The sequence below is a fragment of the Lentzea chajnantorensis genome, assembly GCF_054300775.1.
In genome coordinates this window covers 5,382,548-5,397,905 of sequence record NZ_JBSDZT010000002.1, presented here as the reverse complement: position 1 = coordinate 5,397,905, position 15,358 = coordinate 5,382,548, and the positions used below count along the sequence as shown (strand labels likewise).

General features: G+C 69.9%; 13 protein-coding genes. 6 read left to right on the top strand and 7 right to left on the bottom strand.

Going from position 1 to position 15,358, the window contains the following annotated elements; genetic code table 11:
* The first annotated feature begins 47 nt into the window (after positions 1–47).
* Genes ACVDFE_RS26780 through ACVDFE_RS26770 form a run of 3 tightly spaced genes read left to right on the top strand, consistent with a single transcriptional unit; the run spans position 48 to position 2,624 of the window.
* A complete protein-coding gene (locus ACVDFE_RS26780; RefSeq protein ID WP_458432313.1) occupies positions 48–1,097 on the top strand; it encodes an LLM class F420-dependent oxidoreductase in 1,050 nt (349 codons plus the stop codon).
* The gene (locus ACVDFE_RS26775; RefSeq protein ID WP_458432312.1) at positions 1,094–1,921 is read left to right on the top strand and encodes an undecaprenyl-diphosphate phosphatase; all 828 of its coding nucleotides are present in this window, start codon (positions 1,094–1,096) and stop codon (positions 1,919–1,921) included. The genes ACVDFE_RS26780 and ACVDFE_RS26775 overlap by 4 nt, the downstream gene beginning before the upstream one ends.
* A gap of 10 nt (positions 1,922–1,931) precedes the next feature.
* The gene (locus ACVDFE_RS26770; RefSeq protein ID WP_458432311.1) at positions 1,932–2,624 is read left to right on the top strand and encodes a histidine phosphatase family protein; all 693 of its coding nucleotides are present in this window, start codon (positions 1,932–1,934) and stop codon (positions 2,622–2,624) included.
* Here the strand turns inward: ACVDFE_RS26770 and ACVDFE_RS26765 are convergent.
* Both ACVDFE_RS26765 and ACVDFE_RS26760 read right to left on the bottom strand, forming a co-directional pair.
* A complete protein-coding gene (locus ACVDFE_RS26765; protein WP_458432310.1) occupies positions 2,596–3,777 on the bottom strand; it encodes an RNA polymerase sigma factor in 1,182 nt (393 codons plus the stop codon). The genes ACVDFE_RS26770 and ACVDFE_RS26765 overlap by 29 nt on opposite strands.
* Entirely contained in the window at positions 3,774–4,148 is a 375-nt protein-coding gene (locus ACVDFE_RS26760) for a YciI family protein (RefSeq protein WP_360394736.1), read from the bottom strand. Before ACVDFE_RS26760 ends, ACVDFE_RS26765 begins: the two co-directional genes overlap by 4 nt.
* Before the next feature lie 106 nt (positions 4,149–4,254).
* On the opposite strand from ACVDFE_RS26760, the gene ACVDFE_RS26755 reads away from it, so the two are divergent.
* Positions 4,255–4,716 carry a YybH family protein gene (locus tag ACVDFE_RS26755; protein WP_360394733.1) on the top strand — a complete coding sequence of 154 codons (462 nt, stop codon included), beginning with the start codon at positions 4,255–4,257 and terminating at the stop codon, positions 4,714–4,716.
* Positions 4,717–4,787: 71 nt separating this feature from the next.
* On the opposite strand, the gene ACVDFE_RS26750 is transcribed toward ACVDFE_RS26755, so the two are convergent.
* From ACVDFE_RS26750 to ACVDFE_RS26735, 4 genes are all read right to left on the bottom strand, one after another.
* Positions 4,788–6,314 carry a M4 family metallopeptidase gene (locus ACVDFE_RS26750; protein ID WP_458432309.1) on the bottom strand — a complete coding sequence of 509 codons (1,527 nt, stop codon included), beginning with the start codon at positions 6,312–6,314 and terminating at the stop codon, positions 4,788–4,790.
* 365 nt (positions 6,315–6,679) lie between these two features.
* Positions 6,680–7,798 (bottom strand): site-specific integrase, encoded by a 1,119-nt coding sequence (locus ACVDFE_RS26745; RefSeq protein ID WP_458432308.1) that lies wholly within the window; start codon positions 7,796–7,798, stop codon positions 6,680–6,682.
* On the bottom strand, positions 7,795–8,847 hold the full coding sequence (locus tag ACVDFE_RS26740) for a threonine aldolase family protein (protein WP_458432307.1): 1,053 nt from the start codon (positions 8,845–8,847) through the stop codon (positions 7,795–7,797). Before ACVDFE_RS26740 ends, ACVDFE_RS26745 begins: the two co-directional genes overlap by 4 nt.
* A 331-nt stretch (positions 8,848–9,178) precedes the next feature.
* Positions 9,179–9,559: a DUF4180 domain-containing protein gene (locus ACVDFE_RS26735; protein WP_458432306.1), complete on the bottom strand. Its 381-nt coding sequence runs from the start codon at positions 9,557–9,559 to the stop codon at positions 9,179–9,181.
* Positions 9,560–9,671: 112 nt separating this feature from the next.
* On the opposite strand from ACVDFE_RS26735, the gene add reads away from it, so the two are divergent.
* Positions 9,672–10,646, top strand: a complete 975-nt coding sequence (gene add / locus ACVDFE_RS26730; protein WP_458432305.1) for an adenosine deaminase — start codon at positions 9,672–9,674, stop codon at positions 10,644–10,646.
* Here the strand turns inward: add and ACVDFE_RS26725 are convergent.
* Entirely contained in the window at positions 10,613–10,939 is a 327-nt protein-coding gene (locus ACVDFE_RS26725) for a hypothetical protein (RefSeq protein ID WP_458432304.1), read from the bottom strand. The two genes, add and ACVDFE_RS26725, sit on opposite strands and share 34 nt — an antisense overlap.
* 530 nt (positions 10,940–11,469) lie before the next feature.
* Between ACVDFE_RS26725 and hrpA the strand changes: the two genes are divergently transcribed.
* Complete coding sequence (gene hrpA, locus ACVDFE_RS26720; protein ID WP_458432303.1) at positions 11,470–15,351, top strand: ATP-dependent RNA helicase HrpA; 3,882 nt, start codon at positions 11,470–11,472, stop codon at positions 15,349–15,351.
* Positions 15,352–15,358: the final 7 nt, after the last annotated feature.

The following is a 15,358-nucleotide window of genomic DNA, read 5'->3' as shown; positions in this document are numbered from 1 at the left end:
CGTGTCAGCCTGGCAATCGGTGTTACTGACCGGTAGGGTCTCGCTGCGTGAAGCTGGGACTGAACCTCGGGTACTGGGGCGCCGGTAATGACGCGGCGAACCTCGAGCTGGCGAAAGAGGCCGACCGGCTCGGTTTTTCGGTGGTGTGGGCGGCGGAGGCGTATGGCTCCGATGCGCCGACGGTGCTGGCGTGGGTGGCGGCGCAGACGGACCGCATCGACGTGGGCAGTGCGATCTTCCAGATTCCGGCGCGGACGCCTGCGATGGCGGCGATGACGGCGGCGACGCTGGACACGTTGTCGGGTGGCCGGTTCCGGATGGGGCTGGGGGTGTCGGGTCCGCAGGTGTCGGAGGGGTGGCACGGTGTGCGGTTCGACAAGCCGTTGGCGCGGACGCGTGAGTACGTGGAGATCGTGAAGCGTGCGTTGTCGCGGGAGAAGCTGCGGTTCGAGGGTGAGCATTACACGTTGCCGTTGCCGGATGGTCCTGGCAAGGCGTTGCAGTTGACGGTGCACCCGGTTCGGGAGCAGATCCCGGTGTACCTGGCGGCGGTGGGTCCGAAGAACCTGGAGTTGACGGGGGAGATCGCGGACGGGTGGTTGGCGATCTTCTTCTCGCCGGAGTTCTCTGCGGAGTCGCTGGCGTCGGTGCGGGCGGGCCGGGAGAGGGCCGGCAGGTCGATGGAGGGGTTCGACGTCGTTCCGACGGTGCCGTTGGTGGTGGGTGAGGACTGGAAGGCGTGTGCGGATCCGGTGCGGGCGTACACGGCGTTGTACGTGGGCGGCATGGGGTCGCGGAAGCAGAACTTCTACAACAACCTGATGGTGCGGATGGGTTTTCCGGCTGAGGCGGAGGAGATCCAGGAGAGGTACCTGTCGCGGGACTACGCGGGTGCGATGGGGGCGATCCCGTTGGAGTTCTTGGACGCGACGGCGTTGCTGGGGTCGAGGGAGCGCATAGCGGAGAAGATGCAGGCGCTTGCCGGCGCGGGGGTCACCACGCTGTCCGTTTCGCCGATGCTGCAAGATCTGGAGCAGGGGATCGCGGGTCTTCGGACCGCGGCCGAGGCTTTGGATCTGGCAGGAGTGGGTAGTTGAGCTGGTTGCAGGCTCTGGTCCTCGGACTGGTCCAAGGACTGACGGAATTCCTGCCGATTTCCAGCAGTGCGCACCTGCGCATCACGTCGACGTTGTTCTTCGGCAACGATGCGGGTGCGTCGTTCACCGCGGTGATCCAGTTGGGTACCGAGGTGGCGGTGCTGATCTACTTCGCGAAGGACATCGGGCGCTTCATCAGCGCCTGGTTCCGCGGTTTGGTCAACGCGGAGGCGCGCAAGGAGCGGGATTACCGGCTTGCTTGGTACGTGATCATCGGTTCGGTGCCGATCTCGGTGCTCGGGTACCTGTTGAAGGACGAGATCCGGACGTCGGCGCGGAACCTGTGGATCACGGCGACGATGCTGGTGGTGTTCGGTCTGCTGCTGGGTTTGGCTGATCATCTGGCGAAGCAGCAGCGGGATGAGCTGCGGATGAAGGACGCGATCGGGATGGGGTTGGCGCAGGCGCTGGCGTTGATCCCGGGGGTGTCGCGGTCGGGTGGGACGTTGACGGCGGGGTTGTTCCTGGGGCTGACGCGGGAGGCGGCGGCGCGGTACTCGTTCCTGCTGGCGATTCCGGCGGTGTTCGGTGCGGGGTTGTTCTCGATCCCGGACGTGCTGGAGCGCAGTGGTGAGGGTGTGCAGGCGTCGGTCCCGCAGATGGTCGTCGCGACCGTCATCTCGTTCGTGGTCGGGTACGCGACGATCGCGTGGTTGTTGAAGTACGTGTCGAAGCACTCCTACTCGGCTTTTGTGTGGTATCGGCTGATGCTGGGCCTGGTGCTGATGGGGCTGCTGTCGATGGGGTTGATCCAGCCGATCTAAGGTGGGTGCCGTGGCCACGGTGATCCTGCTTCGACATGCTCGTTCGACCGCCAACGGTTCCGGTGTGCTCGCCGGGCGGATGTTGGGTGTGGGTTTGGACGAGCGGGGGCAGGCGCAGGCCGCGGCTCTCGTCGCCCGGTTGAGGGACATCCCGGTGGCTGCGGTGGTGTCGTCGCCGTTGCAGCGGTGTGAGGAGACGTTGGCGCCGTTGCTGGCGGACCGGGAGCTGGAGGCGGTCGCGGAGCCGGACGTGTCCGAGGTGGATTACGGGGCGTGGACCGGCAAGGCGCTCAAGGACTTGTTGAGCGAGCCGTTGTGGACGGTGGTGCAGCAGCACCCGTCGGCGGCGGTGTTCCCGGAGGGTGAGGGGTTGGCGCACGTGCAGGCGCGTGCGGTGGCCGCGGTGCGAGCGCATGATGCGCGGATCGCCGAGGAGCACGGTCCGGGTGCGGTGTGGGTGTTGTGCTCGCACGGTGATGTGATCAAGTCGGTGTTGGCGGATGCGCTGGGTGTGCACTTGGACGGGTTCCAGCGGATTGTGGTGGATCCGTGTTCGGTGTCGGTGGTGCAGTACACGCAGACGCGGCCGTTCGTGTTGCGGGTGAACGACAACGGTGGGGATCTGGCGGGTGTGGTGCCGAAGGCGCCGCCGCAGGAGGAGCCGTCGTCGGACGCTACCGTGGGTGGCGCGACCGGAGCTTGAGGTAGCGCTGTTCCTGGGCGTTCAGCGTGAGTGTGGCGGCTTTGTCGTACTCTTCGCGGGCGTGGTGGTGGTCTCCGCGCAGGTCGAGCAGGTGTGCTTTGACGGCGTGGACGCGGTGGTGGTCGAGGTCCAGTGTGGACAGCTCGGCGAGGGCCCGGTCGGGGCCGTGGACCATGGCGAGGGCGACGATGCGGTTGAGGGCGACCATGGGGCCGGGTGCCAGTGCGGTGAGCAGGTCGTAGAGGCCGAGGATCTCGGGCCAGTCGGTGTCGTCGGCGGTGGTCGCGTCGGCGTGGACGGCGGCGATGGCGGCTTGCAGCTGGTAGGGGCCGATCTGGGTGGTGCGCAGGGCGTGCTGGATGAGCCGGGTGCCTTGGTCGATGGCGTCGGTGTCCCACAGGCCGCGGTTCTGTTCGGCCAGCGGGACCAGGTCGCCGTGTTCGGTGGTGCGGGCGGGTCTGCGGGCGTCGGTGAGCAGCATCAGTGCGAGCAGTCCGGTGAGTTCGCCGTCGTCGGGTCGGGTGTGGTGCAGCCGGCGGGTGAGGCGGAGGGCTTCGGCGGTGAGGTCGACGCGGACGAGGGTGTCGCCGGAGCTGGCGGTGGAGCCTTCGGTGAAGATCAGGTAGAGCACGTGCAGGACGGCGGTGAGGTCGGTGGGCGGCCGGAACGTGGCCCCGGCCTGTTTGATCTTCTGCTTGGCCCGGCTGATGCGCTGTGCCACGGTGGCTTCGGGTACGAGGAACGCCCTGGCGATCTCCGCTGTCGTGAGGCCGCCCACCGCGCGCAGTGTCAGGGCGATCTGTGATGCCGTGGTGAGGCTTTCGTGGCAGCACATCGCGAGGATCGTGAGCGTGTCGTCGCGGGCCGGCGCCGGGTCCGCGGGCGATGGGGTCAGGGCGGCGACCTTGTCCTCCCGTGCCCGGCGGGCGAGGTCTGCCCGGTACTGCTCGATCCACCGGCGGCTCGCCGCGGTGATGAGCCAGCCCTTGGGGTTGTCCGGCAGCCCGTCGGCCGACCATTGCTGCGCGGCTTGCAGCAGGGCTTCCTGCACGGCGTCCTCGCACACGTCGAACTGGCCGTGGCGGCGTACGAGCACGCCGAGGACCTGCGGCGCGAGCTCACGCAGCAGGCCCTCGACCAGGGGTGTGGTCACAGGTCGTCCAGCGTGGACCTGTCCCACACCGGGCGGACCTCGATGCCGTCGTTGTGGGCGTCGGGCAACGTGGCGGCGTGGGCGATGACCTGGTCGATCGTGTCGGCTTCGACCAGGTAGAACCCGGCGAGGTACTCCTTGGCCTCGGCGAAGGGCCCGTCGGTGACGACGACCTCGCCGCCGCGGATGCTGACGCCCTTGCCGGTCTCGGGTCCGGGCAGGCCTTCGCTGACGACCAGCTCACCGGAGGCGCGCAGCGTGTCGGTGAGGTCGTAGTGGGCCTGGCCGAACTGCCTCTGCTGCTCGTCGGTCAGCTTCTCCCAGGCCGCCCGCGACTTCGGGTTGCTGTAGATCAGGATCAGGTACTTCACTTCCGGCCTCCGCTCGGCTGGCTGGCGAGAGATCTTCTCACCGCCATGTCGAATCCGCGGGCCGTGTCTCGACACCGGTGTGTCAGTCGAGAGGGAGGTGTGGGAGATGACCACGACGTCGGTGCGGGAGGAGACCGCGGTTCGCGCGGTGTTCACCGAGCACGAGCAGGGCATGAGGTTGCGGTCCCCGGAACGGATCGTCGCCCGGTACGCGCGGGACGCGGTGACGTGCACGCTGGCGCCGCCGTTGCGCAACACGGGTCTGGACGCGCGTGACCCGGAGGCGCTGGCGGGGTGGATGGCCGGGTTCAGCGGGCCGATCACGCTGGAGCACCGGGATCTGCGGGTCGCGGTGTCGGGTGATGTGGCGTTCGCGCACGGTCTGGCGCGGCTGGCGGCGGTCCCGGTCGGCTACCCGGAGGGGTTCTCGATGTGGATGCGCGTCACCGTGGGCCTGCGCCGGCGGGAGGGGCGGTGGCTGGTGGTCCACGAGCACCAGTCGGTGCCGTTCCACATGGACGGGTCGTTCCTCGCGGCGACCGATCTGGAGCCGCGGGAGACGCCCTAGTGGATGTAGGCCGGGGCCCGGACCGTGCAGGGGGAAGCGGTCCGGGCCCCGGTCTTCTTCCCGGCGGGTCTCTACTTGACGTTCACCGCGGCCCAGGCCCGGTTGACCGCCGCGTACTCCGGCGACGAGGCGCCGTACAGGTCGGCCGCGGCGGCGAGGGTGCCGGTGCGGGCGGCGGCGTACTTGGTGCTGGAGGTGAACTTGGTGGTCAGCGCCCGGTACCAGATCTTCTCGGCCTTGGCGCGGCTGATGCCGGTGACGGGCTGGTTGTCGACGGTGGGGGAGTCGTAGGCGACACCGTTGATCGTCTTCGCGCCGCTGCCCTCGGACAGCAGGTAGAAGAAGTGGTTGGCGATGCCCGAGGAGTAGTGCACGTCGACGCTGCCCGCCGAGGACGACCAGTAGTCCAGGCTCCTGCCGTCCTTGGAGGGCTTGTCCATGTAGCGCAACGGCTTGCCGTCACCGCGGATGTTGATCTTCTCGCCGATCAGGTAGTCACCGGCGTCGGCGGCGTTGGCCGCGTGGAACTCCGTGGTGGACCCGAAGATGTCGCTGGTGGCCTCGTTGAGGCCGCCGGACTCACCGGAGTACACCAGGCCCGCGGTGGCCGAGGTGACGCCGTGCGACATCTCGTGCGCGGCCACGTCGATCGAGGTCAGCGGGTTGCGGTTCTGGGCGCCGTCGCCGTAGGTCATGCAGAAGCACGAGTCCGTCCAGAACGCGTTGCTGTAGTTGTTGCCGTAGTGGACCTTGCTCAGCGCGCCCACACCGTTGTTCTTGATGCCGCTGCGGCCGTGGACGTTCTTGTAGTAGTCCCACGTCTGCGCGGCGCCGTAGGCGGCGTCGACACCGGCGGTGGCCTTGTCGGTGTAGGTGCCGTTGCCCCACTTGTTGTCGGCGTCGGTGAACAGCGTGCCGGTGCCGGAGGTGTTGTTGAGGTTGTTCACGGACTGGTTGCCGCGCGCCGGGTCCTTGAGCTGGAACGTCGTCCCCGACTGGGTGGTGTTGAGCGCGACGGTGCCGCTGAAGGTCGACTGGCCGGTGCCCTCGACGTCGTGCACGCCGTCGTAGCTCAGCAGCGTCTGCCCGGTGCGGGCGTCGGTGAAGGTGTGCAGCTCACTCGGGGTCTGGTCGTCCTTGACCGAGTGGGTGACCTGCTCCCACGCCAGCACGGGGGCGTGGTCGAGGGCGAACACCACCAGCGTGGCGTCGGAACGTGCGGTGGTGACGGCGGTGGTGTCGAGGCCGGCGAGGGAGGCCTGCGACGCCTTGGTCACGCCGGTGACCTGTCCGGCTTTCCGGGCGACGACCAGGTCGCCGCCGATGACCTTCAGGCCGCCCAGGGTGCGGTCGTAGCGGATGTGGGCGGTGCCGTCGGCGTCGCGCACGACGTCGCGGGGCACGAGCCGTTCACCGCCGGACAGGCCGAGGGCGGAGGAGATCGTCCCCGCCTGCTCGGCTGCCGCGTGCAGTGCTTCGGACTTGGCGAGCAACGGGTTGACCGGCTGTGGTGCCGCGCCGGCTCCCGAGGTGCCGGCGGCGGCGAACGCCACCGCTGATATGAGGGCGGTGGTGATGCCCAGGCTGATGCGCTTCATGGGACTCCTGTTCACACGCAGGGGGAGCCCGTTCCGGCGTTACAGGGGTGCCGGACCGGGCACCGTGGAACAGCCCGACCTTCGTCTCGATGACCGGGCGTGGCGATCGTATTGCGCAGAGTGCAGGGAACCATCCACTCCCAGAATCCGAGATTGCTTCATGAATTGACCTGCGGTGCTGGTCACGAGATCGGGATTTGTCCGAATGCTGAACCAAAACCACAGCTCAACCAATGTGGAAACGCGACGGAAACACCCGGCGGCACTCCTGCCGACGGCGCAGCGCGCTGCGCCGGCCGGTGCAGCCCTACCGGCGGGGATCTTGTTTACAGTTAACGCGATTCACTGAGACCTGGGTCACGAATTCACAGGCCCAGACGGGTGACCGCGTTGTCCTCCAACGGGTTCGCCGTGCGGATGTAGCGGTGCACCGTGCGCGGGTTCGTCCACCGGCCCTGCCGCATGATCTCCCGGTCGCTCGCCCCGCCCAGCGCCGCCTGCGTCGCGAACCCCGCCCGCAGCGAATGCCCCCCGAACAGCTCCGGGTCCAGCCCCGCCCGCACCGCGTACCGCTTCACCAGCTCCGCCACCGCACGCCCCGACATCGCCTTCTCCCCGATGCCGCCGTGCCGGTTGACCACCGGGAACACCGGCCCCGTGCGCGTGGTGCCCCGGTAGCCGTGACAGCGGTGCAGACCCGAGTCCCGCGGCTCGCGGCCCTCCAGCACATCGGCCCAGTCCGCGAACGCGCACACCGGGCACGTCGGCCGCCTGCTGCCACGCGGCAGCACCACCGTCTGCTGGTGCTTGCCGGTCTGGTCGGTCTTCGTCGTCCCCAGCGCGATCAGCAGCAACGGCTCGTGCGTGCGCGGATCCACGTCCACCGCCACGTCCTCGAACTCGATCGCCGCCAGCTCACTGCGCCGCAACGCCCCCGCGAACCCCACCAGCAGCAGCACCGCGTCCCGCGCCCGCGCCGGACCCTGCGCCGGCCGCTCGGCCAGCAACGCCTCCAGCGTGTCCAGCAGCACCGGCCGCTTGCGCCGCGGCTGCGCCTTGCGCGAGCGGCGGATACCGCGCAACGTCAACCGCACCACGTCACTGCGCGTCGGACTGGGCAACCCGTTCGCCGCGTGCACCGCCGAGATCGCCGCAGACTTGCGCTCCAGCGTCGAGGCCCCGAACGCCGGCAACCCGTCCTCGCGCACCGCGTCCGCCGCCGCCGCCAGGTACACCGCCACGTCCAGCGGATCCGCGGGCAACGCCTGCCGGCCCTCCGCCGCACACCACCCCGCCCACCCCACCCAGTCCGACCGGTACGCGCGCACCGTGTTCGGCGACTGGGCGTTGCGCAGATAGCTCGCCAGCGACGCCGCCTGCTCGTCGTCGAACCGCGCCCGCACCGCCGCCAGCGCCTCACCGTCCACCAGCACCGAGTGCGACACCCGCACCAGCGCGCTCTTCACCGGCTCCGGCAGGCTCACACCCGCGATGGTAGCCCTCTGATCAACTCCGCGACCTCCCGCGGCGACAGCTCCAGCGCCCCGATCCCCACCCCGACCTCGAAGCTGCACCGCCCCGGATCCGGGTTCGACCGCGTGTACAGCAACAGCTTCACCCCCGTCTCCTCCGCCAGGGCCTGCGCCGCGCGTTCGGCGTCGGCCGGGGGCATCGGCAGGTGGACGTGGAACATCGGCGTCTGCGGCACCACCGGGTGGGTGCGGGCGAACCCGTCGTCGTTGATCGCCTTCGCCAGCGCCCGCGCGTGGTCGCGGCACTCCGCCATCCGCGGCAGCACCTCATCCAGCCCCAGCAACCCCAGCACCGCCAACGGCCACGCGTCCGCGATCGCCCCGCCCAGCCGCCGCCGCCACACCGCCGCGTGCGCGATCGTCACCTCGTCCCCGGCCAGCACCGCGCCCCGCGCACCCTCCAGACCCTTGTAGAGCGACACGTACACCGTGTCGAACAGGTCCGCGACCTGCGCCAGCGACGCCTCGTAACCGGTCTGCGCCTCCCACAACCGCGCCCCGTCGCAGTGCGCCGCCGCCCCCTGCTCCCGCACCCACCGCGTCTGCTCCCGCAGGTCCTCCCACGCGGGCAGCACACCGCCCAGGTCCCGCTGCGGCAGCTCGAACACCACCGCCGCCAACGGCTCACCCACCGCCCGCAGGTGCGGCAACCCCATCAGCGCGTTGCGGTCACCGACCGGGTGGAACCGCAACCCGTGCACCGCGCTGTACCCCTGGTTCTCCCACACCTGCAGATGCGTCTGCGGATGCCCCGCGAACGCACGCCGGCCACGGGTCTCCGCGTGCACCCGCAACGCCGTCTGCTGCGCCATCGTCCCCGACGGGAAGAACAACGCCCCCGGCTTGCCCAGCAACCCCGCCACACGCTCCTCCAGCCGCGCGACCGGCTCCTCCGGTGTGGTGTCCGGGGCGATCAGGCCGCTTTCGGACAGCCGCCGCAACACCTCGAACGGCGAACGGCGCGGACTGGCGTACATCGACAACGACCGGCGGATCTCCACCACCCGAGCCTAGGTCTCGCCAGTGGCCTGCAACAGCGCCCGCACGGCGGTGGTACGGCTGCGGAACGCGGCGCCCGGAAACGGCAGGTACTCGGAAGCAGGACGCACTCGGGAGCGGCAAGCGCACCGCGACGGCGGTCGGGGGATGGCGACGGACAAGGGGCGCGCCGCCGGACAGGCACACGGGACGGTCAGGCACACGGCGAGCGCCGAGTGTCCGGTGAACGCCAGGTGACCGGCCACGGTCGGGTGCCTGGAGGTTCCGGGCACCCGAAGCAGCCACGCGGTCGAGCGCCCGGCGGTCAGGCGGCCGGGCACACCCAGGTGGGGGTCAGGCGCGGCCGGCCAGCGCCGAGAACCGCTCGTCCAGCTTCGCCTCGTCCGCCACGAACCACAGCTGCCGGCCCTGGTTGGACTCGAAGACGAAGTCCCGCAACGCCGTGCTCTGCGCCACGTACCCGCTGATGTCCCCGACGACCGCCACCCCGAACCCGTACTGCTGGAACTTCTGCACCACCGCGCCCGCCACCCGCGTGCGCAACCGGAAGAAGTCCTCCGGCAGGCGCGCCACCGGCAGCGCGATCCACGCCACGTCCTGGCCCCACAACGTGCCGATCAGGTCCACAGCGGACTGCTCGTCACCGATCAGCGGGCCGTCCGGCGAGCACATCAGGACCGTCGCACCGTGGCGCGTCCCCACAACATCCGACATGCGCAGCAAAGTAGCGGCCGCCCGCGGCCGCCGTCGCGCGCATTTCGCCCGCGGAGGTGACCTGCGGAAATGGGCAGGCGCCGCACCGGTGCGGCTCTCTAGGGTCACGACCATGCGTGATCTTGCGACGTTGCCCAAGGCCCACCTGCACGTGCACCTGGAAAGCACCGTCCGCCCCGGCACGCTCGCCGATCTCGCCGACCGGCACGGGGTGCGGGTGCCCGCCCACACCGGGGTCTTCGACGGGTTCGGGCCGTTCGCCGCGCACAACGGCGCGGTACGGGACTGCCTGCGGGAGCCCGGCGACTTCCACCGGATCGCCTACGAGTTCTGCGCCGAGGAAGCAGCGCAGGGGACCCGCTACGCCGAGGTCACGTTCACCGCGGCAGGCCACGGGGAACGACTCGGTGATCCGGACATGCCGCTCGAGGCGGTGATCGCCGGGCTCGCCGCAGGACAGACCGCCCACGGCATCGAATGCCGTGTGATCGTGGACCACCCGAGAAGGCGGTCGGTACAGCGCTTCGAGGACTCGCTGCGGCTCGCGCGCAGGCACCCGCAGGTCGTCGCGATCGGGGTCGCCGGGGCCGAAGACCACCCGCTCACCCCGTTCACCCCCGTGTTCCGCGCCGCGCGGGAGGCCGGGATCGGGCTCGTGCACCACGCCGGGGAGACGTGCGGAGCACCGAGTGTCGCCGACGCGGTCACCGCCGGGCTGGCCGACCGGATCGGTCACGGCATCCGCGCACTCGACGACCCCGGGGTCGTCTCACTGCTGCGCGACCGCGCCGTCCCGCTCGAAGTGTGTCCCTCGTCCAACGTCGCGCTGGGACTGGTCGACTCGCTCTCCTCTCATCCGCTGCCACACCTGCTCGACGCCGGGCTGACCGTCACGCTCAACACCGACATCCCCGCCTCGACCGGCACCACCCTGACCGAGGAGTACTCACGGGTGCGCGCCGCCTTCGGCTTCACCGACACCCGCATGGCCTCCTTCGCCCTCACCGCCGTCGACGCCTCCTTCGCGCCGCCGCGGGTGAAAGCGCGGCTGCGTCACGACATCGCCGCCTGGCGCGACGGCTCGTAGCACACCAGGCCGTGCTTGGCCGCCAGCAACCCCACCAGCTCCGCCACCCGGCGCCACTGCGGCCACACCACGTGCACGATCACCGCGTCCGTGCCCACCGTCAGCGCCTCGTCCCACCGGGCCGGAACCGCCGGGTCCGGTGCGGTCTGGCGCAGCTCCCGCACGAACGCCGCCACCGCCGGGTCGAACGCCCCCAGCAGCGAGGCCCGCAGCTCCGCGTACCGGGCCGCCGCCTCCGCGAACGACGCCGGACCCGGCGCCCGCCACACCACCACGTCGAACGGGACGTCCATCACGCCACCTTCCCGAACACCACACCCGACAGCGCACCCAGCGCAGTCCCTCGCGGGATCCTCCGCGGACCGGATGAGAACCACCGACCGCCGGCGCGTCCCGGCCCCCGCCGGCCGTCCGGCGACGGCCGTGAGCAGCCCGAACCCAGGCCCGGGAGCAGTGCCTGCCGCGCGGCACCCAGGTCGGCCGCGACCGGTTGCCCGTGCGATAACCGCCCCGAACCGGGCACCACCGACAACGCCACGATCGGGTCCGCTCCCGGCTCCGCGGTCCGCGCACCACCGAACGGCACCGGCCGCGGGCTCGGCGCGGGAGCCGACGGCGGGCGGGCGGCCTGGCCGGCGGCCAGGGCCCCGAACGGGTTCAGGTCCATGCCGAGCACGCTAGCGAGGGGGTCTGACAATTTTGCGTCACCGCAGGTCAGAAGCCCCGCAAAGCACCCGAAGCGGTGAGGGGGCGGTGCCGGTGAGCCAGCCCACCGGTTATTGACGCGAGGGATTCGCACCCTCCTGACTATCCTTGAGCCCAAATGGACACCCCGCTCGCTGAACTGCACAAACGCCTGCCTGAGCTCATGCCGCGTGATCAACGCCGGCTCGCCAGGCGCCTCGACGGCGCACGCAAGGTCACAGACCCCCTGGCGCGCCGCAAGATCACCGAGGAGATCGCCGGCCTGATCGACGAGGCCGCCGTCAAGGTCGCGCTGCGCAGGGAGTCCGTCCCCCCGATCAGCTACCCCGACGAGCTGCCGGTCAGCCGGCACAAGGACGAGATCAAGGACCTCATCGCGGCCCACCAGGTCGTGATCGTCGCCGGTGAGACCGGGTCCGGCAAGACCACCCAGCTGCCCAAGATCTGCCTGGAGCTCGGCCGCGGCATCACCGGCCAGATCGGCCACACCCAGCCCCGCCGCATCGCCGCCCGCACCGTCGCCGAACGCGTCGCCGAGGAGCTGGGCACCACGCTCGGCGACACCATCGGCTACAAGGTCCGCTTCACCGACCAGTCCGGCGACGACACGCTGGTCAAGCTCATGACCGACGGCATCCTGCTCGCCGAGATCCAGACCGACCGGACGCTGAGCCGCTACGACACGATCATCATCGACGAGGCCCACGAACGCAGCCTCAACGTCGACTTCCTGCTCGGCTACCTCAAGCAGCTGCTGCCGCGCCGCCCCGACCTCAAGGTCGTCATCACCTCCGCCACCATCGACCCGCAGCGCTTCAGCGCCCACTTCGGCGACGCGCCGATCATCGAGGTCTCCGGCCGCACCTATCCCGTCGAGACCCGCTACCGGCCGCTGGAGGAGGACGACGACCAGACCCAGGGCATCATCAACGCCGTCCACGAGCTGCAGGCGGAAGGCCCCGGCGACGTCCTGGTGTTCCTGTCCGGTGAACGGGAGATCCGCGACACCGCCGACGCCCTCAAAGCAGAGGACCTGCGCAACACCGAGATCCTGCCGCTCTACGCGAGGCTGTCCGTCGGCGAGCAGCACCGGGTGTTCCAGCGCCACACCGGCCGCCGCGTCGTGCTCGCCACCAACGTCGCCGAGACCAGCCTCACCGTGCCGGGCATCAAGTACGTCATCGACCCCGGCACCGCCCGCATCTCCCGCTACAGCCACCGCCTCAAGGTCCAGCGCCTGCCCATCGAACCCATCAGCCAGGCGTCGGCCAACCAGCGCAAGGGCCGCTGCGGCCGCGTCAGCGAGGGCATCTGCATCCGCCTGTACTCCGAGGAGGACTTCGAGGCCCGCCCCGAGTTCACCGACGCGGAGATCCTGCGCACCAACCTCGCCAGCGTCATCCTGCAGATGACCAACATCGGCCTCGGTGACGTCGCGAAGTTCCCCTTCATCGACCCGCCTGACAGTCGCAACATCAACGACGGCATCGGCCTGCTGCAGGAGCTCGGCGCCATCAGCACCGGGCAGAAGGGGGCGGGGGAGCAGAAGCTCACCCCCACCGGCCGCAAGCTCGCCGCCCTGCCCGTCGACCCCCGCCTGGGCCGCATGGTCCTGGAGGCCGACACCACCGGCTGCCTCAAAGAAGTCATGATCATCGCCGCCGCGCTGTCCATCCAGGACCCCCGCGAACGGCCCGCCGACGCCCAGGAAGCCGCCACCCAGCAGCACGCCCGGTTCGTCGACGCCGACTCCGACTTCGTCAGCTTCCTCAACCTGTGGCGCTACCTCAAGGAGCAGCAGAAGGAACTGTCGGGCAACCAGTTCCGCAAGCGCTGCAAGGCCGAGTTCCTCAACTACCTGCGCGTGCGCGAATGGCAGGACATCTACCTGCAGCTGCGCCAGGTCGCCAAGCAGATCGGCATGACCCTCAACGACCAGCCCGGCGACCCGCGCAACATCCACATCGCGCTGCTGTCCGGGCTGCTCAGCCACATCGGCGTCAAAGACGTCCTCAAAAAGCAGGCACCCGGTGAGAAACGCCGTCCCCTGACCGAGTTCCTCGGCGCCCGCAACGCCAAGTTCGCGATCTTCCCCGGCAGCGCCCTCGCGAAGAAACCACCCCAGTGGGTGATGGCCGCCGAGCTCGTCGAGACCAGCCGGCTGTGGGGCCGCATCGTCGCCAAGATCGAACCCGAGTGGGCCGAACGCCTCGGCGAGCACGTCGTCAAACGCACCTACTCCGAACCGCACTGGGAAGCCAAACGCGGCTCCGTCGTCGCGTTGGAGAAGGTCACTCTCTACGGGGTGCCGATCGTCGCCGGCCGCAAGGTCAACTACGGGCGCATCGACCCCGGGCTGTCGCGGGAGCTGTTCATCCGCCACGCCCTCGTGCAGGGGGAGTGGACCACCCACCACCGGTTCTTCCACACCAACCGCGCCCTGCTCGAGGAGGTCGGGGAGCTGGAGAACCGGGCCCGGCGCCGCGACATCGTCGTGGACGAGGAAACCCTCTACGAGTTCTACGAACACCGCGTCGGCGCCGACGTCGTCTCCGCACGGCACTTCGACACCTGGTGGAAGAAGCAGAAGAACAAGAACCTCCTCACCTTCACCAAGGACATGCTGGTCAACGACCGCGCCGACGTCCGCCCCGACGCCTACCCCGACCAGTGGCGCCAAGGCGAGCTCACCCTGCCGCTGAGCTACCACTTCGAACCCGGCGCCAAGAAGGACGGCGTCACCGTCCAGCTGCCGCTGCCGGCGCTCACAACGCTGGACGACGACGCGTTCTCCTGGCAGATCCCCGGCCTGCGCCACGACCTCGTCGTCGCCCTCATCCGGTCGCTGCCCAAGCAGATCCGCCGCAACTTCGTGCCCGTCCCCGACGTCGCCACCGCCGTGCTCGCCCGCATCGACCCCGCCGACACCAGCCTGCTGGCCGGGGTCGAACGCGAGCTCAAAGCCCTCACCGGTGTCACCGTGCACCGCGAGGACTGGCAGCTCGACGCCGTCCCCGACCACCTCAAGCTCACCTTCCAGGTCGTCGACGAGCACAACCGCACCCTCGCCGAGGGCAAGGACATCGCCGCGCTGAAGACCCAGCTGCGCGCCGAGGTCCGCGAGTCGCTGTCGCAGGCCGCCGGGCACCTCGAACGCACCGGGCTCACGACCTGGGACTTCGACGCCCTGCCCCGCACCATCGAGCAACGCCAGTCCGGCATCACCGTCACCGCCTACCCGGCGCTGGTCGACCGCGGTGACAGCGTCGCCGTGAAGGTCCTCGACACCCCCGGCCGCCAGGCCCACGCCCACCGCCGCGGGGTGCGCAGGCTGTTGCTGCTGGGCGTCAACTCACCGGTCAAGCACCTGCAGCGCCACCTCGACAACGCCTCCAAGCTCGCGTTGACCCGCAACCCCCACGGCGGCGTCGCGAACCTGCTGTCGGACTGCATCACCGCCGCCGTCGACCGGCTCATGGGCGAGCCGGCCTGGGACGCCAAGGCCTACGCCGCGCAGCTGAAGAAGGTGCAGGCCGCGCTCACCGACACCACCTGGGTCACCGTGCAGGAGGTCCGCAAGGTCCTCGAAGCCGCCCACGAGGCCGAGCTCAAGCTCTCCGGCCTCAAGGGCGCCCCTGACTCGGTCAACGACATCCGCGGGCAGCTCAACTCGTTGGTGTACAAGGGTTTCGTGACCGACACCGGCTACGACCGGTTGCCGGACCTCGTGCGTTACCTCAAGGGCATCAGCCGGCGCGTCGAGAAGCTGCCCGAGAACCCGCGCCGCGACCTCGAATGGACCGCCAAGGTCCACCAGGTCCACGCCGAGTACCGGGAGCTGCGCGCCCAGACCCCCGCCGACGAACCCGCACCCGAGCTCGACGAGATCCGCTGGATGATCGAGGAACTGCGGCTGTCGTACTTCGCGCAGACCATCGGCACCCGCTACACCGTCAGCGACAAGCGCATCTACAAGGCACTCGACGCCGTACCGCTGTGAGACTTTC